The sequence below is a fragment of the Clostridium sp. CM037 genome, from assembly GCF_055081095.1.
Genome location: NZ_CM143650.1, coordinates 36,301 through 57,261 on the forward strand (window position 1 = coordinate 36,301; position 20,961 = coordinate 57,261).

The 20,961-nt window shown below is 35.1% G+C and carries 15 protein-coding genes, 8 tRNA genes, 4 rRNA genes and 1 pseudogene; 4 read left to right on the forward strand and 24 right to left on the reverse strand.

The genetic code is table 11. From position 1 onward, the window contains the following. Nucleotides 1-4: 4 nt before the first annotated feature. Nucleotides 5-223, reverse strand: a complete 219-nt coding sequence (locus tag ACWJKP_RS00170) for a DUF3892 domain-containing protein (RefSeq protein WP_165415007.1) — start codon at nucleotides 221-223, stop codon at nucleotides 5-7. A gap of 247 nt (nucleotides 224-470) precedes the next feature. After that, complete coding sequence (locus ACWJKP_RS00175) at nucleotides 471-1,346, reverse strand: YitT family protein (RefSeq protein ID WP_165415008.1); 876 nt, start codon at nucleotides 1,344-1,346, stop codon at nucleotides 471-473. Between the two features lie 210 nt (nucleotides 1,347-1,556). On the opposite strand from ACWJKP_RS00175, the gene ACWJKP_RS00180 reads away from it, so the two are divergent. Then, the gene (locus tag ACWJKP_RS00180; protein WP_165415009.1) at nucleotides 1,557-2,231 is read left to right on the forward strand and encodes a uracil-DNA glycosylase; all 675 of its coding nucleotides are present in this window, start codon (nucleotides 1,557-1,559) and stop codon (nucleotides 2,229-2,231) included. 50 nt (nucleotides 2,232-2,281) lie between these two features. Here ACWJKP_RS00180 and ACWJKP_RS00185 read toward each other — a convergent pair. From ACWJKP_RS00185 to ACWJKP_RS00205, 5 genes are all read right to left on the reverse strand, one after another. Then, nucleotides 2,282-2,357, reverse strand: a tRNA-Phe gene (locus ACWJKP_RS00185). A 5-nt stretch (nucleotides 2,358-2,362) separates the two neighbouring features. Beyond that, nucleotides 2,363-2,479: ribosomal RNA gene (gene rrf / locus ACWJKP_RS00190) — 5S ribosomal RNA — on the reverse strand. Nucleotides 2,480-2,564: 85 nt separating this feature from the next. Then, nucleotides 2,565-5,490 (reverse strand): 23S ribosomal RNA (locus ACWJKP_RS00195). Between the two features lie 292 nt (nucleotides 5,491-5,782). Next, nucleotides 5,783-7,300, reverse strand: a 16S ribosomal RNA gene (locus ACWJKP_RS00200). The 16S, 23S and 5S rRNA genes sit together here with 1 tRNA gene alongside, the layout of an rRNA operon. A gap of 549 nt (nucleotides 7,301-7,849) precedes the next feature. Then, nucleotides 7,850-8,791: a GNAT family N-acetyltransferase gene (locus tag ACWJKP_RS00205; protein ID WP_165414538.1), complete on the reverse strand. Its 942-nt coding sequence runs from the start codon at nucleotides 8,789-8,791 to the stop codon at nucleotides 7,850-7,852. A gap of 177 nt (nucleotides 8,792-8,968) precedes the next feature. Here ACWJKP_RS00205 and ACWJKP_RS00210 point away from each other — a divergent pair, with 177 nt between their 5' ends. After that, nucleotides 8,969-10,162, forward strand: a complete 1,194-nt coding sequence (locus ACWJKP_RS00210; protein WP_165414539.1) for a class I SAM-dependent methyltransferase — start codon at nucleotides 8,969-8,971, stop codon at nucleotides 10,160-10,162. Nucleotides 10,163-10,299: 137 nt separating this feature from the next. Here the strand turns inward: ACWJKP_RS00210 and ACWJKP_RS00215 are convergent, their stop codons facing one another. From ACWJKP_RS00215 to ACWJKP_RS00245, 7 genes are all read right to left on the reverse strand, one after another. Further along, entirely contained in the window at nucleotides 10,300-11,127 is an 828-nt protein-coding gene (locus ACWJKP_RS00215) for a tRNA threonylcarbamoyladenosine dehydratase (protein ID WP_165414540.1), read from the reverse strand. A 180-nt stretch (nucleotides 11,128-11,307) separates the two neighbouring features. After that, nucleotides 11,308-12,552, reverse strand: coding sequence for a DUF1015 domain-containing protein (locus ACWJKP_RS00220; protein WP_165414541.1), 1,245 nt, complete (start codon nucleotides 12,550-12,552; stop codon nucleotides 11,308-11,310). Nucleotides 12,553-12,578: 26 nt separating this feature from the next. Next, entirely contained in the window at nucleotides 12,579-13,490 is a 912-nt protein-coding gene (locus tag ACWJKP_RS00225) for a D-2-hydroxyacid dehydrogenase (protein WP_165414542.1), read from the reverse strand. Nucleotides 13,491-13,644: 154 nt separating this feature from the next. Beyond that, nucleotides 13,645-14,718 carry a pyridoxal-phosphate-dependent aminotransferase family protein gene (locus tag ACWJKP_RS00230; protein WP_165414543.1) on the reverse strand — a complete coding sequence of 358 codons (1,074 nt, stop codon included), beginning with the start codon at nucleotides 14,716-14,718 and terminating at the stop codon, nucleotides 13,645-13,647. A gap of 296 nt (nucleotides 14,719-15,014) precedes the next feature. Beyond that, on the reverse strand, nucleotides 15,015-15,203 hold the full coding sequence (locus ACWJKP_RS00235; protein WP_165414544.1) for a hypothetical protein: 189 nt from the start codon (nucleotides 15,201-15,203) through the stop codon (nucleotides 15,015-15,017). A gap of 335 nt (nucleotides 15,204-15,538) precedes the next feature. Next, nucleotides 15,539-15,727: a hypothetical protein gene (locus tag ACWJKP_RS00240; protein ID WP_165414545.1), complete on the reverse strand. Its 189-nt coding sequence runs from the start codon at nucleotides 15,725-15,727 to the stop codon at nucleotides 15,539-15,541. A gap of 56 nt (nucleotides 15,728-15,783) precedes the next feature. Then, on the reverse strand, nucleotides 15,784-16,497 hold the full coding sequence (locus tag ACWJKP_RS00245) for a beta/alpha barrel domain-containing protein (RefSeq protein WP_165414546.1): 714 nt from the start codon (nucleotides 16,495-16,497) through the stop codon (nucleotides 15,784-15,786). 232 nt (nucleotides 16,498-16,729) lie between these two features. Here ACWJKP_RS00245 and ACWJKP_RS00250 point away from each other — a divergent pair, with 232 nt between their 5' ends. After that, nucleotides 16,730-17,971, forward strand: coding sequence for a DUF1576 domain-containing protein (locus tag ACWJKP_RS00250; RefSeq protein WP_165414547.1), 1,242 nt, complete (start codon nucleotides 16,730-16,732; stop codon nucleotides 17,969-17,971). Between the two features lie 2 nt (nucleotides 17,972-17,973). Further along, complete coding sequence (locus ACWJKP_RS00255) at nucleotides 17,974-18,318, forward strand: hypothetical protein (RefSeq protein WP_165414548.1); 345 nt, start codon at nucleotides 17,974-17,976, stop codon at nucleotides 18,316-18,318. Between the two features lie 161 nt (nucleotides 18,319-18,479). On the opposite strand, the gene ACWJKP_RS00260 is transcribed toward ACWJKP_RS00255, so the two are convergent. The 10 genes and pseudogenes from ACWJKP_RS00260 to rrf (ACWJKP_RS00305) all read right to left on the reverse strand — a co-directional run bounded on the left by ACWJKP_RS00260 (nucleotide 18,480) and on the right by rrf (ACWJKP_RS00305) (nucleotide 20,843). After that, a complete protein-coding gene (locus ACWJKP_RS00260; protein WP_165414549.1) occupies nucleotides 18,480-19,004 on the reverse strand; it encodes an NAD(+) diphosphatase in 525 nt (174 codons plus the stop codon). Between the two features lie 258 nt (nucleotides 19,005-19,262). Next, nucleotides 19,263-19,956 (reverse strand): annotated as a pseudogene (gene sfsA / locus ACWJKP_RS00265) (DNA/RNA nuclease SfsA). Between the two features lie 141 nt (nucleotides 19,957-20,097). Next, nucleotides 20,098-20,172, reverse strand: a tRNA-Glu gene (locus tag ACWJKP_RS00270). A 10-nt stretch (nucleotides 20,173-20,182) separates the two neighbouring features. Then, nucleotides 20,183-20,259 (reverse strand) — tRNA-Lys (locus tag ACWJKP_RS00275). 4 nt (nucleotides 20,260-20,263) lie between these two features. Further along, nucleotides 20,264-20,338: transfer RNA gene (locus ACWJKP_RS00280), tRNA-Gln, on the reverse strand. Between the two features lie 8 nt (nucleotides 20,339-20,346). Continuing rightward, nucleotides 20,347-20,423, reverse strand: a tRNA-Arg gene (locus ACWJKP_RS00285). Nucleotides 20,424-20,440: 17 nt separating this feature from the next. Further along, nucleotides 20,441-20,514, reverse strand: a tRNA-Gly gene (locus ACWJKP_RS00290). Nucleotides 20,515-20,525: 11 nt separating this feature from the next. Beyond that, nucleotides 20,526-20,609: transfer RNA gene (locus tag ACWJKP_RS00295), tRNA-Leu, on the reverse strand. A gap of 7 nt (nucleotides 20,610-20,616) precedes the next feature. Further along, a tRNA-Glu gene (locus ACWJKP_RS00300) sits at nucleotides 20,617-20,691 on the reverse strand. Nucleotides 20,692-20,726: 35 nt separating this feature from the next. Next, nucleotides 20,727-20,843, reverse strand: a 5S ribosomal RNA gene (gene rrf / locus ACWJKP_RS00305). Nucleotides 20,844-20,961 lie beyond the last annotated feature (118 nt).

Here is a 20,961-nt window from a genome sequence, read left to right on the forward strand (position 1 = left end):
GTCATTAAAAATTCGGAAGATTATCTAAGTTGTCTTCTGTGATACTATTGGGTGATGACCTTATAACATCATTCCCATTTCTATTTTTACCAACAATCACCGATTCTACTGTTCCCCTCTTTGCTAACGCTACGACCTTACTCACATCCAATTCTTCACCTGTACTAGTTAATACATTTGTGATATCTCCGTCTGCATTTTTTCTTACCTTAACTATCTTCATAAAAATACATCTCCTCGTTAATTAATATAAGTAGAATTCAACATCTAAATTTTTTTAATACTATATTGTTTTTTATGTTAGCTTTTACATCACATATTTAGTATTTCCCTTTTTACCATTGTTTTATTACTAAACTATTACAAATCATATAAATTAATATTTACTAACTATCCTTTTAATATAATAAAAGCATGTAACTAATTACATGCTTTCATTATATTAAATCATCTCCTACGGAGCTGCAATATTAACCTATAGGGCTTTTAAATCCATTACCTTCAACCTCAGCTATATCAATTATAGAAATAAAAGCTTCTTGGTCTATAACTTTTATTACTCTCTTAATTTGTGGTAGTTGACCCAATGAAACAACACAATACACTATATTTTTTCTATGTTTAGTATATGCGCCTTCTCCATATAAAATAGTTACTCCTCTATTAAAATTACTCATTATCGCATCACTTACTTCTTTTTCTTTTTCTGATACTATTAAAAGCATTTTTCGTCGGTTTAATCCATTCATAACTTTTTCCATAACAGCCACCGTAATATACATAGAAATCAGAGTATATAATCCAACTTTAAAATTAAATAATACAGATCCAACAGCTACAATTAAGAAATTTATTGTAAAGCTCATTATACCTATTTCTATATCATATTTCTTTTTAGCATATATAGCTAAAATATCCATACCACCTGTAGATCCTTCATTAGAAAAAACAATTCCAGTCCCTATACCTGAAAGTATCCCGCCATATATACAGTAAAGAAGCCTATAAGACTCTTCAACAGGAGCAAGAACATTATTTAAAGATGAGGTAAGCATTAAACAAACCGATAGCGAAATGGTCCCCAATATCGTAAATGCAGTGAATTTCTTATTTATTTTTAATATACTTAATATAAGAAGTGGAATATTAAATATCAATAATGTAATACCCATTGGAAGATTGAAAATATACTGTAACATTAGCCCTATTCCTGAAAGCCCTCCACTAAGAAGCTTATTTGGAATTATAAATAAATTTATTGCAACCGCTAAAATAAAAGTGCCTAAAATAATAAGAACTATTTTCTTAAATAAATCTTTAAAATCAGTGCTAGATACCTTTTTCATAAACTATCTCCTTGTCTTTCTCTGAAATACAAAACAGCTATTAATTGGTTTGTACCATATATTTTTGTATCTTCTTCTATTATTATATACCATTTAACACTTAAAACAAGCAGAAGTACCATCCTATATTTTTATAATTTATACAATGAAAATAACAACTTATTTTATGAAAATAAATGCATTTATGTTACACTTAATTGAGGTGATTTTATGAATAATTTAGTAAATGATTGGAACGAGCTCTTATTTGAAGAATCTAATAAAGACTATTATTTAAAATTAAGATATTTTTTAAAAGAAGAATATGAAAAGGCGCAAATATATCCTGAAGTGCAGGATATATTTAATTCACTTAAATATACAGCATATAATGATGTAAAAATTGTTATACTTGGTCAAGATCCTTACCATGGACCTAGCCAAGCTCACGGTTTAAGTTTTTCTGTAAAAACAAATGTACCCATTCCCCCTTCTTTATTAAATATATATAAGGAATTAACTAATGATGTAGGCTGTTATATTCCTAATCACGGTTATTTAAAGAAATGGGCTGATCAGGGTGTTCTGCTCTTAAATACCGTTCTTACTGTTAGATCCGGAGAGGCTAATTCACATAAAAATAAAGGTTGGGAGCATTTTACGGACAAAATCATTGCTTTATTAAACGAGAAAACAGAGCCTATAGTTTTTATTTTATGGGGGAACAATGCTCAGACAAAACAATCTCTTGTAACAAATCCAATACACTATATAATAAAGTCTGTTCACCCAAGCCCATTATCCGCATATAGAGGTTTTTTTAATAGTAAACCTTTTTCTGATGCTAATAATTTTTTAACTTCGGTAGGCGAAAAAAACATCGATTGGCAAATTGAAAATTTATAAATATATCACTCCAATTAAAAAAAACGTCTTAGAATTATCTAAGACGTTTTTGGTGGCTAGACCAGGAATCGAACCAGGGACACGAGGATTTTCAGTCCTCTGCTCTACCGACTGAGCTATCCAGCCACATTACCTGGCGACAACCTACTCTTCCACAAGGTCACCCCTGCAGTACCATCGGCGCATTGAAGCTTAACCTTCGTGTTCGGTATGGGAACGGGTGTTACCTTCATGCCATAATCACCAGATTGAGAATATAAATATTCTCTGAAAATTGCACAGTGAATTAGTCTTCTTCCTTACGTCCGAAGCTTCGCGTTATTTCTAATTATTTAGGTCAAGCCCTCGACTTATTAGTATTAGTCAGCTGAACATGTTACCATGCTTACACCTCTAACCTATCAACCTGGTGGTCTTCCAGGAGTCTTACTAACACCGCACTTACGTGCGAGTTATGGGAAATCTCATCTCAGGGTGGGCTTCACGCTTAGATGCTTTCAGCGTTTATCCCTTCCAAACATAGCTACCCAGCGATGCCACTGGCGTGACAACTGGTGCACCAGAGGTTTGTCCATCCCGGTCCTCTCGTACTAAGGACAGCTCCCTTCAAATTTCCTACGCCCGCGACGGATAGGGACCGAACTGTCTCACGACGTTCTGAACCCAGCTCGCGTGCCGCTTTAATGGGCGAACAGCCCAACCCTTGGGACCTACTTCAGCCCCAGGATGCGACGAGCCGACATCGAGGTGCCAAACCTCCCCGTCGATGTGGACTCTTGGGGGAGATCAGCCTGTTATCCCCGAGGTAGCTTTTATCCGTTGAGCGATGGCCCTCCCACGAGGTACCACCGGATCACTAAGCCCGACTTTCGTCCCTGCTCCACTTGTAAGTGTCGCAGTCAGGCTCCCTTCTGCCTTTGCACTCTTCGCGCGATTTCCAACCGCGCTGAGGGAACCTTTGGGCGCCTCCGTTACTTTTTTGGAGGCGACCGCCCCAGTCAAACTGCCCACCTAACAATGTCCTGTGACCAGATTCATGGCCTCCAGTTAGAACCTCAGTACTGTCAGGGTGGTATCCCAAGGATGACTCCACACAGGCTGACGCCCATGTTTCTCAGTCTCCCACCTATCCTGTACAGACAATACCGAAATTCAATGCTAAGCTACAGTAAAGCTCTACGGGGTCTTTCCGTCCAATCGCGGGTAGCAAGCATCTTCACTTGCACTACAATTTCGCCGGATGTGTTGTTGAGACAGTGCCCAAATCATTACGCCATTCGTGCGGGTCGGAACTTACCCGACAAGGAATTTCGCTACCTTAGGACCGTTATAGTTACGGCCGCCGTTTACTGGGGCTTAAGTTCATACCTTCGCTTGCGCTAAGTAATCCCCTTAACCTTCCAGCACCGGGCAGGCGTCAGCCCCTATACATCAGCTTTCGCTTTAGCAGAGACCTGTGTTTTTGCTAAACAGTTGCTTGGGCCTATTCTCTGCGACCTACTTACGTAGGCACCCCTTCTCCCGAAGTTACGGGGTCAATTTGCCGAGTTCCTTAACAACAATTCTTCCGATGGTCTTAGGATTCTCTCCTCACCTACCTGTGTCGGTTTGCGGTACGGGCACCAATATCCTCGATAGAGACTTTTCTTGGCAGCGTGGAATCAGATACTTCAGGAATAAATTCCCTTCCCCATCACATCTCAGCGTTAAGAGCAAACGGATTTGCCTGCTTGCTCCGCCTAAATGCTTAGACACACATCCAATAGTGTGCACATCTTATCCTCCTGCGTCATCCCATTTCTAATAACGTCCATTGGTGGTATCGGAATATCAACCGATTGTCCATCACCTACGCCTTTCGGCCTCGGCTTAGGTCCCGACTAACCCTGAGAGGACGAGCCTTCCTCAGGAAACCTTAGGTTTTCGACCGTTAAGATTCTCACTTAACTCTCGCTACTCATGCCAACATTCTCACTTCTGTACCGTCCACCACTCCTTACGGTATGACTTCAGCCAGTACAGAAAGCTCCTCTACCGCGTACACAATTGTGTACACCCATAGCTTCGGTGGTAAGTTTTAGCCCCGGACATCTTCGGCGCAGGATCTCTTGACTAGTGAGCTATTACGCACTCTTTAAATGAGTGGCTGCTTCTGAGCCAACATCCTAGTTGTCTTAGAAATCCCACATCCTTTTCCACTTAACTTACACTTTGGGACCTTAGCTGATGGTCTGGGCTGTTTCCCTTTTGACTACGGATCTTATCATTCGCAGTCTGACTGCCGAAATAAAAGTATATGGCATTCGGAGTTTGATAGGGTTCAGTAACTGTTGTCAGCCCCTAGCCCATTCAGTGCTCTACCTCCATTACTCAATTAATCGACGCTAGCCCTAAAGCTATTTCGAGGAGAACCAGCTATCTCCGAGTTCGATTGGAATTTCTCCGCTATCCACAGCTCATCCCATGGTTTTTCAACACCAACGTGGTTCGGACCTCCACGGAATTTTACTTCCGCTTCATCCTGGCCATGGATAGGTCACCCGGTTTCGGGTCTACGACATGCAACTATGCGCCCTATTCAGACTTGGTTTCCCTTCGGCTCCGTACCTTAAGTACTTAACCTTGCTACATATCGTAACTCGTTGGCTCGTTCTACAAAAAGCACGCCGTCACACATATAAAGTGCTTCGACCGGTTGTAGGCACACGGTTTCAGGTTCTATTTCACTCCCCTTCCGGGGTTCTTTTCACCTTTCCCTCACGGTACTTCTTCACTATCGGTCACTAGGTAGTATTTAGCCTTGGGAGGTGGTCCTCCCAGCTTCCCACAAGGTTTCACGTGTCTCGTGGTACTCTGGATTAGATCTGACTGTTTTTCCTTTTCATTTACAGGCCTATTACCTTCTGCGGAGCAGCTTTCCAGCTATCTTCAATTAAGGAATTGCAGTATTTATGATCTATCCTCAACCCCCAGATCAAAGACCTGGGTTTGGGCTCTTTCCCTTTCGCTCGCCGCTACTTAGGAAATCGATGTTTCTTTCTCTTCCTCCGGGTACTTAGATGTTTCAGTTCCCCGGGTCTACCTCTGCATACCTATTTATTCAGTATGCAGTACATAGTTGTTACTATGTGGGTTCCCCCATTCGGAAATCTTTGGATCACAGGCTATTTGCGCCTACCCAAAGCTTATCGCAGCTTAACGCGTCCTTCTTCGGCTCCTAGTGCCAAGGCATTCGCCATGCGCCCTTTGTAGCTTGACCTTGATTCTGTCTATTTACATAGACGGTTATATTAATTTTGCGAAATTGTATTAAATTAATTTATAAACTACTTGCGTAGTTTTAATTTTTTTAAAACAACTTTTTTCACTGTGCAATTTTCAAAGAACATTTTAAGAAAAACTATTCATTATCTAACTCCTAAGAGTTAGATAAAATTAGTCTCTCAAAATTAAACAGAGAACTAGGTACGATTAATTACAATAGATATTTTTGAAGAACAAATTAATATTCTTCTATTGCATCGACCGAAGTCAATACATCTACTCCCTAGAAAGGAGGTGATCCAGCCGCAGGTTCTCCTACGGCTACCTTGTTACGACTTCACCCCAATCATCAATCCCACCTTCGGCCGCTGGCTCCTTACGGTTACCTCACGGACTTCGGGTGTTACCAACTCTCATGGTGTGACGGGCGGTGTGTACAAGGCCCGGGAACGTATTCACCGCGACATGCTGATTCGCGATTACTAGCAACTCCGGCTTCATGTAGGCGAGTTGCAGCCTACAATCCGAACTGGGATGAGTTTTTGAGTTTGGCTCCACCTTGCGGTCTTGCATCTCTTTGTACTCACCATTGTAGCACGTGTGTAGCCCTAGACATAAGGGGCATGATGATTTGACGTCATCCCCACCTTCCTCCCGGTTAACCCGGGCAGTCTCACTAGAGTGCTCAACTTAATGGTAGCAACTAATGATAAGGGTTGCGCTCGTTGCGGGACTTAACCCAACATCTCACGACACGAGCTGACGACAACCATGCACCACCTGTCACCCTGTCCCGAAGGACTTCGCCCATCTCTGGGTTATGCAGGGGATGTCAAGTCTAGGTAAGGTTCTTCGCGTTGCTTCGAATTAAACCACATGCTCCGCTGCTTGTGCGGGCCCCCGTCAATTCCTTTGAGTTTTAATCTTGCGATCGTACTCCCCAGGCGGAATACTTAATGTGTTAACGGCGGCACCGAGGTTCGACCCCCGACACCTAGTATTCATCGTTTACGGCGTGGACTACCAGGGTATCTAATCCTGTTTGCTCCCCACGCTTTCATGCCTCAGCGTCAGTTACAGTCCAGTAAGTCGCCTTCGCCACTGGTGTTCTTCCTAATCTCTACGCATTTCACCGCTACACTAGGAATTCCACTTACCTCTCCTGCACTCTAGACACCCAGTTTCAAATGCAGCACCCAAGTTAAGCTCGGGTATTTCACATCTGACTTAAATGTCCGCCTACGCATCCTTTACGCCCAGTAAATCCGGACAACGCTTGCCACCTACGTATTACCGCGGCTGCTGGCACGTAGTTAGCCGTGGCTTCCTCCTCTGGTACCGTCATTATCGTCCCAGAAGACAGAACTTTACAACCCGAAGGCCTTCATCATTCACGCGGCGTTGCTGCGTCAGGGTTTCCCCCATTGCGCAATATTCCCCACTGCTGCCTCCCGTAGGAGTCTGGACCGTGTCTCAGTTCCAATGTGGCCGATCACCCTCTCAGGTCGGCTACGCATCGTCGCCTTGGTGAGCCGTTACCTCACCAACTAGCTAATGCGCCGCGGGTCCATCTCAAAGTGGAATTTTCCGAAGAAAAATCCTTTGATGTTTCGATCATGCGACCAAAACATATTATGCGGTATTAATCTCCCTTTCGGGAGGCTATTCCCCTCTTTGAGGCAGGTTACCCACGTGTTACTCACCCGTCCGCCGCTAATCCACCCCGAAGGGTTTCATCGCTCGACTTGCATGTGTTAGGCACGCCGCCAGCGTTCGTCCTGAGCCAGGATCAAACTCTCAATTTAAAAGTTTACACTTTTTTAGTTGAAATGATTAATCTGCGACAACTGTTAAGTTGTTACGCAAGCTCATTACATACTTTTTAGTCTTACGACTAAATTTTACTTTATACTAAAGTAATTAACTGGTTTAACGAAATATTATTTCGCTATCTTTACCTATTTCTCTGTTTAATTTTCAAAGACCAATTTACTTTGTCATCATGTGACGACTTCTACTACTCTACCAGTTATTTAACCATCTGTCAACAGTTTTTTAATCTTTTAATTTAAATTCTCTGTTGTAATGATTACTTTCTCGCAGCTAAACTGTAGCAACATGTAATATCTTATCATAATTATTTTTATCTGTTTTATGATGTGTATTACTTATCTTAATATAAGTGCACAATAATCTTATTTTCTTACTTATTCTACGTTTTTCTCATATTGATACACTAGGATTAGTATACATATCATATACTTGTAAACTCATCCTAAACACTTAAATTCATAAAAATATCTATTCCAATAGCCATTCTAGTTATAAATAAAATTTCAATTATATTAGATTAGTTAACTGCTTTTAACCTTATAAAAAACCATTTGATCTCTCCATTCACCATTTATGTATAAATGTTTTTCACTTATACCAAGTTCTTTAAACCCACAACTACTTAAAACTCTTTGTGACTTTTCATTATCTATTAAAGTAGTTGCTTCTATTCTATGAAGCTCTAATTCTTCAAAAGCATATTTCATTACAAGTTTAACTGATTCTTTCATATATCCCTTACTTTGTTCCTTTTCATCCATAGAATAACCTATAAACGCATTTTTAAAGCTGCCCATCACTATATTCGATATCTTTATTTTCCCAATAAGCTTGTTATTCTTGTATATCCCAAAATTCACAACATTACCATTCAAAAATTGTTTATAGCTCTCTACTAAAGTACGTTTTTGGCTCTCTAAAGTATAAAACCTCTCATCTCTAGACGGTTCAAAAGGCCTTAGAAATTTTCTGTTTCTTAAATGAAACTCTAACACTTCTTCCGCATCACTTGGAATTAATGCATGAATCTTAATATTCATTCCTTCAATTGTAAGTTCTCTTTTTATTGAATTTTTTTTAAGTCCAAACTCATTTATACCAAACATCATTTCTGATTGATATTCAGATTTATTTACTACACTATCTGTGATAATACCTTCTAACTGAAATCCTAAATCAATAAAAGCACTAATATTTATACTTTCATGAACCATAACATTTACTTTGTTTAATCCCATATTTTTAAACAAAATACCCAGCATAAGATTTAACGTATCTTTTAAATACTCATAACCCCCATTATTGTGGTTATGAAATTTCAATCTAAACTGACAAAACTTATTTTTTTTATCTAATTCAACTATAAATATTCTTCCTAGTATAATATAATTACTATCCTTAATTATATACTCTCTATCATTACCTTTTAAAGCTTCTAAATTTACGTACTTACCTTTGTTCATCTTAAGCCCCTTTATCTACACTAAAATCATTAATTAAAGTTTAATAGTTGCTTTTCTTCATACCATTTATTATAACATAACCAATTATAATATTATATTTTTCTTCAATAGCTTTTAATTTTTTGTTATACTTGTAGCATAGTTCAAAAATAATTATAGAAGAAAGGTTTGAGCACAATGAATAAGCAAAATATTAATAAATTAAAACTTTTTCTAATGGGCCTAGAAAATAGATTTTCTGAAAACTGTTCAATATTTAAACAAATTGATACTACCTATATAACAGGTCTAAAAGAGTTTAAAGGAACAGGTATTTATGATAACGGAAATATTAAATACAATTTTAATGGAAAAACAGAAACTTTGAGTATAAATCAATTATTTTCTAACATAACTAAAGAAGCCGAAAGCTATGAATGCTCATCTCTAGTTTATAGTGAAAGAGGTTCTTCAATTTTAATCTCTGCAGATAATAAAAATGTAACTATGAAGAGCTTAAATGTGGATTTCGTAGAGGATCAAGACTTAAATACTATTTCTTCTAAATTACCCTCTACTCATATTAGTAGAACTACCTCCACTCTTTTGAATAGAGATTACTATATAAAGATTGGTAGTGCAGATGCTTTGTTAAAAGAAATAGGCATAATGAGCAAAGATGGTAAAATAAAAAATGATAAAATAAGAAAATATAATCAAATTGATCACTATGTAGAACTCTTAGAAGGAATTTTAGATAAGCTCCCACAACATCAAGTTATAAATATATTAGATTGTGGTTGTGGAAAATCCTATTTATCATTTGTACTAAACTATTATTTAACTGAAGTTAAAAAGAAAAAATGCCATTTTATTGGGCTAGATTACTCTAAACCTATAATAGACTCATCTAAAAACATGGCCAAAAACTTAAATTACAGGAATATGGAGTTCCATGCTATTGATATTAAAGATTATGAATCTGATAAAACTATACATGTAGTATTATCATTACACGCTTGTGACACTGCTACAGATATGGCATTAGCTCTAGGTATCAGAGTAAACTCTAATATAATCATTGCAGTTCCATGCTGCCATCGAGAATTTTTAAAGCAATATTCTTATGAACCCTTTAAAAACATACTAAAGCAGGGTGTATTTAAATCAAGAATGGCCGATATTTTAACAGATGGAATGCGTTCTTTACTGCTAGAAGCTAAAGGATATGATGTTTCTGTAGTAGAATATATATCTCCTCTTGAAACACCTAAAAATCTAATGATAAGAGCCATAAAGACAAGTGAAGAAAATGATACAGCTATGGATGAATATATATCTTTAATGAGTAATTTAAATGTTTATCCAGCGTTATATTCGTTTTTGAATTAATGGTAAATATATTTACACAAATAATTTTTAACAAAAATAAGAGTGCATTAATTTTCACTCTTATTTTTGTTCATCCCAATAACATTAAATATTAATTTTTCCTTTTAACGACATTTCAGAAGGAAAGTCTCCCACTTCTATAAGTTGGAGTATAAATCCCCTTCTGGAGTCGTTAATTCATCTTCTTCGAAGCTGTTCAGCTCCGCAGGAGATGATTTAATTAAATCCTTAATAACTTCTCCACCAAGTATCATTCCTGCTACTGGAGGAACGAAAGATATACTACCTGGGATTTGTCTTTTTATAGCACACTTTTTTGAACCTCCTGTACATACACAACCTTCTTTGCATGTTATAACCTCATCTAACTTTGGCCTCATAGGGGTTTCCTCTGAGTAAACAACCTTTAAGCTATCAATATTTCTCTTTCTTAGCTCCTGTCTTATAACCCTTGCAAGTGGACATACTTTTGTATCATAAATATCTGCGACTCTAAATAGCGTTGGATCTAATTTATTTCCAGTCCCTAAACAGCATATAATATTGATATTACGTTTTCTGCAGTGTTCAACTAATGATATTTTTGAAGCTACTGTATCGATAGCATCTACTACATAATCTGTGTCCTCAGTAATTATATCTCCCATATTATCTGCAGTTACGAATGTTTCATGAGTGATAACTTCACATTTAGGATTTATTTCGAGTATTCTATCCTTCATTACTAAAACCTTACTTTTGCCTATAGTTTTAAATGTAGCATGTATTTGTCTATTTAAGTTTGTTAAACAAATTGTATCATCATCTATTAATACCAATTTCCCAACACCTGCTCTTACTAATGCTTCAACTGTATAACTACCAACTCCACCTATTCCAAAAACTACTACTTTACTTTCTCGTAATTTATTTAAACTGTCCATACCTATGAGTAACTCTGTTCTTGACAATGAATGCTGTGGCATATGTTTCTCTCTCCTTTGAAATATATCTTATTTTAAGTATTATATGTTTTCATATTATAAAATTTATTAATAAAACAAATCAATTTCATAATTTAATTATACCCTATATATTTAAAAAGACCACGCATATGCGTGGTCTTTTTCCTATTTCAATAGTTTTATTCTTATCATGATGTTAGATTATAGTTCGTGGACAAATATTCCACTTTGTAATTTAGGTTCAAACCAAGTTGATTTAGGAGGCATTACTTTCCCCGCATTTGCTATATCCATTAGATCATCCATAGTTGTAGGGCACATAGAAAATGCAACTTTCATTCCTTCTCTGACCCTTCTTTCTAATTCCCCAAGCCCTCTTATTCCACCTATGAAATCGATTCTTGAATTTGTTCTTGGATCATCAATATCTAAAATCGGATCTAGTAAATTCTTTTGAAGTATTGATACATCTAATCTTTCAACTGGATCACTCATATTAAAAGTCCCTTCTTTTGCTAACAGTTTGTACCATTTTCCCTCTAAGAACATTCCGTATGTTCTTTGCACTTCTGGTTTAAATTGGCCTTTACCTTCATATAGAGTTATATCAAATTTGTCAGTAACTTTATTTAAAAAATCTTCTGAAGAATTTCCATTTAAATCTGCAACAACTCTATTATAATCCATTACGTATAAATCATTATCTGGGAATATAACCGATAGGAAGAAATTAAATTCCTCATCACCAGTGTATGCTGGGTTATCTTTTCTTCTCTTTAGTCCAACTTTAACAGCTGAAGCTGATCTATGATGTCCGTCAGCTATATATAAATAATCTGTTTGCGTAAATACAGCTGATAGCTTATTTATAATTGCTTCCTCATCTATAACCCAAATAATTTGTGATACCCCATCTTCTGATTTATAATCATATACTGGTGTTTTTGTTTCTGTCCAATTTTTAACTATACTATCTATTTCATCTTTATGTCTATATGTTAAAAATATTGGTCCAGTATTACAATTTGTATAATCAACATGATTAAATCTATCAAGCTCTTTATCCGATCTTGTTAGCTCATGTTTTTTAATTGTATTATTTATGTAATCATCAATTGAAGCACAAGCAACTATACCAGTTTGAGGTCTTCCATTCATTATTTGTCTATAAATATACATACAAGGTTTTTCATCTTGCATATACACTTTATCGCTAATCATTTTTTGAAGATTTTCTCTAGCTTTCAAATAAACTTGCTCACTGTGGGTATCTATACATTGTGGTAAATCTATTTCTGGTTTATCGACATGTAGAAATGAATAAGGTTTTCCTTTTACCATTTCTCTAGCCTCTTCACTATCCATAACGTCATAAGGGAGAGCTGCTACTTTCTCTACTAAACCTAATTGCGGTCTGTATGCTTTAAATGACTTTACTACTGCCATGATTATCCCTCCTGTGATTAATTAATTTATTTGAAAAATTCTAAAATAATACTTATTATCTCGGTACCTATTCTTGTTTGAGCTTCCTGCGTTGCAGCTCCAATATGTGGTGTTACAGAAACCTTTGGATGGTTAACTAAAGTTTCATTTTTAGTTGGTTCTTCAACAAAAACATCTACTCCAGCTCCTGCTAATTTGCCATTATCTAAAGCTTCTACTAAAGCATCTTCATCAACTACTCCACCTCTAGCACAGTTAATTAAGAATGATCCATCCTTCATCATATCTAATTGGTCTTTTCCTATAGTAGCCCCTTGATCTTTAATGAATGGTATATGTAATGATAAATAATCTGCTCTTTTTAATACATCATTTAACTCACAGAATTCGTACTCATCACAATCCTTAGCTTTACCTATTATATCTGTATATATGACCGTCATGCCAAGTGCAAATGCTTTTTTAGCTAGTTCTCTTGATATTCTTCCAAACCCAACTAAACCTAAAGTTTTTCCCGCAATTTCTACACCTACATATTTTTTCTTATCCCATTTGCCCTGTCTCATAGATACATTAGAAATATTAACAAATCTTGATACTGCAAACATATGAGCAAGCGTAAGTTCCGCTACAGATGCACTGCTTGCATTTGGAGTATTAGATACATTTATCCCTTTTTCCCTAGCATATGCTACGTCAATATTGTCAACGCCAACCCCTCCACGTATTATAAGCTTTAGTCTTCCCGATTCTGCCGCTTTGTCGATTATTGGTTTTCTAACCTTTGTTGCAGATCTAACTACAATTACGTCAAATGATTTTAATGCTTCGCCCAAAACTTCTGGTTCATAAAACTTCTCAACAACTTCAAACCCTTTAGCTTTCAACTCTTTAACAGCATTTTTTTCCATACTATCAGTAACTAATACTCTAATCATGATTATCCTCCTCTTTATATAAAGAAATATTATCCTTTAATTTAGATACTTTAGTGGATTCTTAAACCAATTATATTATTTTCAATAATTACATAAACTCAAATTAAGAATGAAAAATCACATTACAATTTTTCATTCTTAATCTAATTGTTAATTATTTAAGTTCTAAAATTTCGGTTATTATTTTCAATAAATTTTTCACTTCTTCTGGTGTAGTTTCAGCCATATGAGCAATTCTAAATGTCTTATCTTTTAATTTTCCATAACCATTAGAAATAATAAAGCCTCTTTCACCTAATTTCTTATTTAAGTCAGAAATACTGATTCCTCTTGTGTTTTTAACATTAGTTAATGTATTTGACAAAAAGTTTTCATTAGCGAATATTTCAAAATATTTTCTAGCCCACTCTCTAACAAGTTCAGCACCAGCAATATGTCTATCATATCTGTTCTGTAAGCCTTCGTCTAATATCTTATCTAACTGATAATCTAAAGCAAACATATGTGCAAGTGAAGGCGTAGACGGATATTGATAATCCTTCTTTTGGATGCAATTATATAGTCCTAATAAATCAAAATATACTCCTCTGTTTGTAACTTGTTTAGCTCTTTCTACTGCTTTTTTTGAGAATGTGCAAATAGCCATTCCTGCAGGTAATCCTAAACATTTCTGAGTTGAAGTTATACAAATATCTATAGCCCATTCATCTACTTTTACTTCTGTTCCAGCAGCGTTACTTACTGTGTCAACGCATACTACAATTTTAGGGTATTTTTTGTAAACTGACGAAAGAACTTCCATGTTATTCACGAGTCCTGTTGAAGTCTCATTCATAGTAATCGTTATTAAATCATATTTACCAGTTACTAATGCTTCTTCGATCATTTCTGGAGTTGTTGGTTGTCCCCATTCAGATTCAAATTTATCTGCTGGTACTCCATTATCCGTACACATTTCAAACCATCTGTTTCCAAATGCTCCTACTGAAAATATTGCTGCTCTCTTGGCTGTACATGAACGTACAGCACCTTCCATTAGACCACTTCCTGAACTAGTTGAAAGTAGTATTTCTTCTTTAGTATTAAACACTTTTCTTATTTTGTCGCTTATGTTTCTTTGTAGCTCCGATGCTTCCTTACCTCTATGTGATATTTGAGGCGTAGCCATTTTTTGAAGTACGTCCTCTGCTACTTCTACTGGCCCCGGTATAAATAATCTTTTATGCATGATTCACCCTCCAAGTTTTACTTTTCCCATTTTTTTGTTAATCTTATGATTTGTCTTGAAGTCTAACAACTATTTTAACACTTAAATATAAATTTCTCAATATATTTAAAATAAATGTTATGAATATTCTATATTTAATACGCAATTCTATATTAGTATATAATTTGTTTTTAAATTACTTTTTTATCATTATTTTACACTAAAGTTTTCGCTTTGTTATGATGTGTAACTCCCACTTAGAAGTGGGAGACTTTCTTGTGGAATGCCTCTAAAATATTAGTGATTTAATACTTGCATTAACCTTGATCTAATCCTGCTAAAACTTTGTCATATAAATTGACTTCACATTTATTGTTTTTTAAATGCTGGCAATTATCACAGCTTTTACTAAATGATGTTCCTATTGAAGATTGAAATCCTGTTCCTACCGAGTCATATCCCTTACAGCTATTTGCTACATGTGTCATCTGTTCTATATTTGGCATAATATTGTTCCTCCTTATATTTTAAAACTTAATTAATTTCTCCTTATTATTTCCCTACTTTCATCAAATAATTCCTCTATACATTTTTATATTACAGAATTACCACAACTATTATAACTTTCAGCACCATATTTAAAAAAATTTACATTACCAAAACTTCTCTAATCTAAATAATTTTAAATTTTTTTATAATTTCCTGTAAATTAGACAAAGCTACCAAAACATAAACTGTTCTAGTAGCTTGTATATGCTATTTAAAATAGCATCTTTTATTATATTAATAACCTATTGCTTTTATATGCTCTTCAAGTTTTTACAACTTTCATCCTACTACCTTATTCAAGGTTATCCCACCAGTAATCTTTTATGTTAATTATAGATTCAGTTTCTCTACAGTATTTTGTAGTTAAACACTGCCTTAGATTTCTTGGGCATCTTTTGCATAAACAGTCCACGTCTCCGCCATTACACTGTTTTGTAGAAGCTTCAGGACATTTATCACAGTTATCTCCACCTACAGCCATTTTATCACCTACCACTTTAATTAAAATTGTTTTATCAATAGTTACTATATTTTTTGCTATTTTTCTTCATTCTCTGTCTCGTAAATTGTTCTATACTTAATCATTATTTCATTTAAAATATCTGCTACTATTGGGGGGGTATATGTAATTGCATTAGCCCCTGCTTTTATAGTTTCCCTTATAGTTTCATTATTGGGACCACCTGTCGCAATTATAGGAAAATCGGGATGTTTTTCTCTTATTTTTCCAACTATATATGCTGTCTTTTTAGCACCTGAAACATTAATTATAGTTGCTCCGGCATTTATCCTAGCCTCTGTATCTTCAAATTCTGACACAACTGTAACTATTATTGGAATATCTATAGTTCTCCTTACTTGTCTTATAACATCATTTGATATAGGACTATTGACTACTACACCCATAGCGCCTTTAAATTCGGCATCTAGTGCTAAATTTGTCACCCTTCTCCCCGTAGTAATCCCTCCTCCAACGCCACAAAACACTGGTACATCTGCCGCTAATACTAAGGCTTCTGTTATAATGGGCTGAGGTGTAAATGGATATACTGCAATAATTGCATCCGCATTTGTATTTCTTATAACTGCCACATCTGTAGTAAAAACAAAAGATTTCAACCTTTTGCCAAATATTACAATTCCACTAGCATCCCTAATTGCACTTGGTAGCTCTATCATATGGCTCCTCAAACTCCCTGTTATTTGAGGCACTTTTTTACTTAAATTTTTACCTTCAATGTTATTTTCCATTTTTATCCTTCTCTCTTTTTATAATTATTTAATATTAACACTAATATAATATTTAATCTAATTATCACGAAGCTACTAATATTTTATCAACATCCCCAATATAATTATACTTATATTGGGGATTTAATTCTACCCTTAATACTTATATTATTTTATTTGTACTAGTAATTCTTTTGCCTTTACTATAAAATAATTACATAGGGTTTAAGTTTATAAATTAAGGGGGTCTTTTATGCGAATAAAAATTCATTCTACCTATTATATGTTTATTTGCTTATCTTTATTTTTCGTGATTTTAGCATTTGTTATGAACACCCCAACGGAAATCTTCATAGGTTTTAAAAAAATAATTTTTGAATCTAATATACTAATTACAGATTATGTAGAACTTGCAGGCATTGGCGCTACCTTTTTTAATATGTCTTTAGTAGTTTTAGCCTCTATATTCCTACTTGTATATGTAGGAATAAAACCAAATGGTTCCACTGTAGCCGCACTATTTACAATGGCAGGCTTCTCTCTTTTCGGAAAAAGCATTGTAAATATCTGGCCAATAATATTTGGGGTTTGGTTATATTCTAGATATCAAAAGGAAAAGTTTATAAATTATGTTTTAATAGCACTATTTGGAACAACTTTATCACCTACCGTTAATCAATTAGCATTTTTAGGTCATTTACCCTTTCTAGGAAATATAATTATAGGAATATTAATAAGCACTTTTATCGGCTTTATTTTCCCTCCAATGGCAGCTTATTGTCTAAAGCTTCACCAAGGTTATAATCTTTATAATATAGGTTTCGCAGCTGGCCTTCTTGCAACCTTGATCATGTCTTTACTAAGAGCTTTTGGTATAAACTTTGAAAGTCGATTACTTTGGTCTACAGGAAATAATTTATTTTTTTCTATAATATTAATTTCCTTATTCATACTAATAATAATAGTTGGATTCATACATAATGATAAAAGTTTTAAAAACTTATTTAAACTTTATAAACAACCTGGTAGACTAGTAAGTGATTATTACCTTTTATTTGGACGTGGACTTACTATGATAAACATGGGTATTCTAGGCGTATATTCAACTATTTACGTACTCATAATTGGAGGGGATTTAAATGGTCCTACTATAGGTGGAATATTAACCATTGTTGGTTTTGGATCATTTGGAAAGCACCTACGAAATGTATTTCCTGTTATGATAGGCGCAACACTTGCATCTCTATTAAATATTTGGCAATTTAGTTCACCTGGAATGCTATTAGGTATCTTATTTAGTTCAACATTAGCTCCTATTTCAGGTCAATTTGGATGGGTTTATGGTGCTATTGCCGGATTTTTGCACATTTGCTTGTCCATGAATATTAGCTATCTTCATGGTGGCTTAAATCTATACAATAACGGTTTTTCAGGAGGAATAGTATGTATAATCCTTATTCCAATTATTACTGCATTTAGAAAGGAGGTTGATTAATATTGAAACATACAGATCAGCGAAATATAAAAATAGTAACTGAATTAATGGGTTATTGTTATAGACATGGTTCAGATAATGTTCATATTGATATAAGTAAAGAAAATAAAAAAATAATCATATTTATAAGAGCACAACTTTCCTTTATATCCAAAGAAAATCTTGAGCTTTTAGAAGAATCACTAACCGCACCAAGATGTCATGAAATGGAAGAATACTATTGGAATCTTACAGGAGATAGTGATACATGTACAGAACTTACCCTTGTAGGTATGATGATTGATGAATCTCACATAAATTATGTAGATGGCGAGTATCTAGAGATACTTTTAACTAGGATTCCATAAAGAACTTTAAATAGCTAGGTTAAATTACTTTGCATTTAACAATTTCAGAAGATTAAACAATTATTAATTTTGAATCTTCTGAAATATCGTTAAACTTTCACAGTGGATTTTAAATTATTTTATGAAATTCACTCTTTCTATTTGATATAGCAGTAGTTAGCCTATATATCACATCTATACGCCTTTTCTCCCTTATATTCAATTTCCTTCAGCAATTTTCTTACAACCCTTTTCCCTATTTCGTCTTCACTCATTTCACATATGGCATCATCTATTTTTTCCCACTCAGCCCAATCAACTTCAGGGGACTTATTTATTTCACCTCCAACATACTTAGCCATAAAAGTTAACATTATAATTTCTTTAGAAGCTAAATAATCACTCCCCAAATATTTTATCTCTCCAACTATTATTCCAGTCTCCTCTTTAACTTCTCTGTGAACAGTTTCTTCAACAGATTCTCCAGTATTTACATATCCTGATACTAATACCTTTGAATTCTTAAAAGTGTAATTTTGTTTAAGAAGTAAAATTTCTTTACCCTTTACAACTGCAACTACCACACATGGTTTTGGTGTGTCGAAATACATAATATCATCCACAGGGCAATATGGAACTGCCCCTTCATCCCAGCTATCTTTCTTTATTAATTCTTTTCCACAAATTGGGCAATATATAAATTTCAAACTTTTACCTCCTCAATTCCCATGTTCTTAACCCACATGTTATTTAACATCCTAATTCAATTATTGCTTACTTTAAGACAAATGTCATCACGTTTCTTAAATCATTATCTTCGAAGCTACATTAAATTATCGCCTGCGGTGCTGTGATATCAGCGACTTCAGAATAAGATTTGTATTCCCACTGAAGTTTTTTCTTTGTTTAGTCCGCAACCCTCTCTTATAGAAGATGGCGACTTTCCTTCTAAAATTTAGTTAAATTTATAAAACAACTTCAACTGGATTACTTAAAGTTATAAATTTTTCACCAACTTCACATTCGTAAGCAAAAATATCAACACCATTTTTGCATGCCAATCTTAATGCTTCTCCAAACGCTACATCCATATCATCATATGGAGAGAAATTTTTTATATTGCTCATTTGAATAAGAAAAAGTACTCCAGCTCCAAATCCTCTCTTTTTAGCCTCTATAAGCTCTAATAAGTGTTTTCTGCCTCTCTCTGTAGGTGCATCTGGAAACTTAGTTTTACCACCTACTTCAAATGTAACCCCTTTTACCTCGAGGTAATATTCTTCATCCATGTCATTAGATAGTTTAAAATCAAATCTACTATTTCCAAAAGTCTTTTCTCTTTGTATTATATTATATTTAACCAAATTTTGTATTTTTTTTATCTTTTAATGCCTCCTCAACAACTTTATTAGGCATTTGTGAATCTATATTAATGATCTTATTATCTTTATACCCTGAAATTAGATCATATAATGTTTTTCTAGTAGGATTAAGCTCTTCTCTTAATAGAACTGTGGAGCCTGGAATTAGTATTTCCTTACATCTCCCCGTATTAGGAACATGTACTATTATTTCTTCGCCATTAAGATTTACATAAGCTTGAAATCTATTTGGTCTTCTTATAAATTCGGCAACAAAAACCCTTTTATTTATAAACATAATTTCATCTCCATTTTTTAAATATACACTAATAAATAAAAATAATCAACATTATCCACAATCGTAATATTATTTTATGTGAAAATATTGATTATTATATAACGCCATAAAAAAGCCCTTGCTTTTGCAAGGACTTTTTTATGGTGACTCCTAGGGGAATTGAACCCCTGTTACCACCGTGAAAGGGTGGTGTCTTAACCGCTTGACCAAGGAGCCTTATAAAATTTGGTGGCTTACCGGGGAATCGAACCCCGGTAAGCCATGATTAAAAGTCATGTGCTCTACCAACTGAGCTAGTAAACCATATTGGCTGGGATAGCAGGATTTGAACCTACGGATGCCACAGTCAAAGTGTGGTGCCTTACCGCTTGGCGATACCCCAATATTGTATGGTGCGTCTTAAGGGATTCGAACCCCCGGCCCACGCCTTAGAAGGGCGTTGCTCTATCCAACTGAGCTAAAGACGCATATTAAATAAATAAAATGGAGCGGGTAGAGGGAATCGAACCCTCGTAATTAGCTTGGAAGGCTAACACTCTACCATTGAGTTATACCCGCTTATATAAATATGGTGCAGGTGAAGGGACTTGAACCCCCATGCCGTAAAGCGCTAGATCCTAAGTCTAGTGCGTCTGCCATTCCGCCACACCTGCATACATATGGTGACTCCTAGGGGAATTGAACCCCTGTTACCACCGTGAAAGGGTGGTGTCTTAACCGCTTGACCAAGGAGCCTTATAAAATACTTAAATATTCTTATTTTAGTATTGACCTGGCGACAACCTACTCTTCCACAAGGTCACCCCTGCAGTACCATCGGCGCATTGAAGCTTAACCTTCGTGTTCGGTATGGGAACGGGTGTTACCTTCATGCCATAATCACCAGATTTATTTTCAGAAACAATAATTGAGAATCTACCGTCGTTGACTACGGATATTAGATATAAAATATATTCTCATTATTATCTCTATATAGAGAAATTTCACTTTCTTTACAGAAAAGTA

What these genes read in the sequence shown, in the direction of transcription:
- ACWJKP_RS00245 (WP_165414546.1), bottom strand. Translation starts at nt 16,497, where the DNA reads ATGGAAAATAACATTGAAGGTAAAAATTTAAGTAAAAAAGTGCCTCAA.
- ACWJKP_RS00250 (WP_165414547.1), top strand. Translation starts at nt 16,730, where the DNA reads ATGCGAATAAAAATTCATTCTACCTATTATATGTTTATTTGCTTATCT.
- ACWJKP_RS00170 (WP_165415007.1), bottom strand. Translation starts at nt 223, where the DNA reads ATGAAGATAGTTAAGGTAAGAAAAAATGCAGACGGAGATATCACAAAT.
- ACWJKP_RS00225 (WP_165414542.1), bottom strand. Translation starts at nt 13,490, where the DNA reads ATGATTAGAGTATTAGTTACTGATAGTATGGAAAAAAATGCTGTTAAA.
- ACWJKP_RS00230 (WP_165414543.1), bottom strand. Translation starts at nt 14,718, where the DNA reads ATGCATAAAAGATTATTTATACCGGGGCCAGTAGAAGTAGCAGAGGAC.
- ACWJKP_RS00240 (WP_165414545.1), bottom strand. Translation starts at nt 15,727, where the DNA reads ATGGCTGTAGGTGGAGATAACTGTGATAAATGTCCTGAAGCTTCTACA.
- ACWJKP_RS00180 (WP_165415009.1), top strand. Translation starts at nt 1,557, where the DNA reads ATGAATAATTTAGTAAATGATTGGAACGAGCTCTTATTTGAAGAATCT.
- ACWJKP_RS00220 (WP_165414541.1), bottom strand. Translation starts at nt 12,552, where the DNA reads ATGGCAGTAGTAAAGTCATTTAAAGCATACAGACCGCAATTAGGTTTA.
- ACWJKP_RS00205 (WP_165414538.1), bottom strand. Translation starts at nt 8,791, where the DNA reads ATGAACAAAGGTAAGTACGTAAATTTAGAAGCTTTAAAAGGTAATGAT.
- ACWJKP_RS00215 (WP_165414540.1), bottom strand. Translation starts at nt 11,127, where the DNA reads ATGCCACAGCATTCATTGTCAAGAACAGAGTTACTCATAGGTATGGAC.
- ACWJKP_RS00235 (WP_165414544.1), bottom strand. Translation starts at nt 15,203, where the DNA reads ATGCCAAATATAGAACAGATGACACATGTAGCAAATAGCTGTAAGGGA.
- ACWJKP_RS00175 (WP_165415008.1), bottom strand. Translation starts at nt 1,346, where the DNA reads ATGAAAAAGGTATCTAGCACTGATTTTAAAGATTTATTTAAGAAAATA.
- ACWJKP_RS00210 (WP_165414539.1), top strand. Translation starts at nt 8,969, where the DNA reads ATGAATAAGCAAAATATTAATAAATTAAAACTTTTTCTAATGGGCCTA.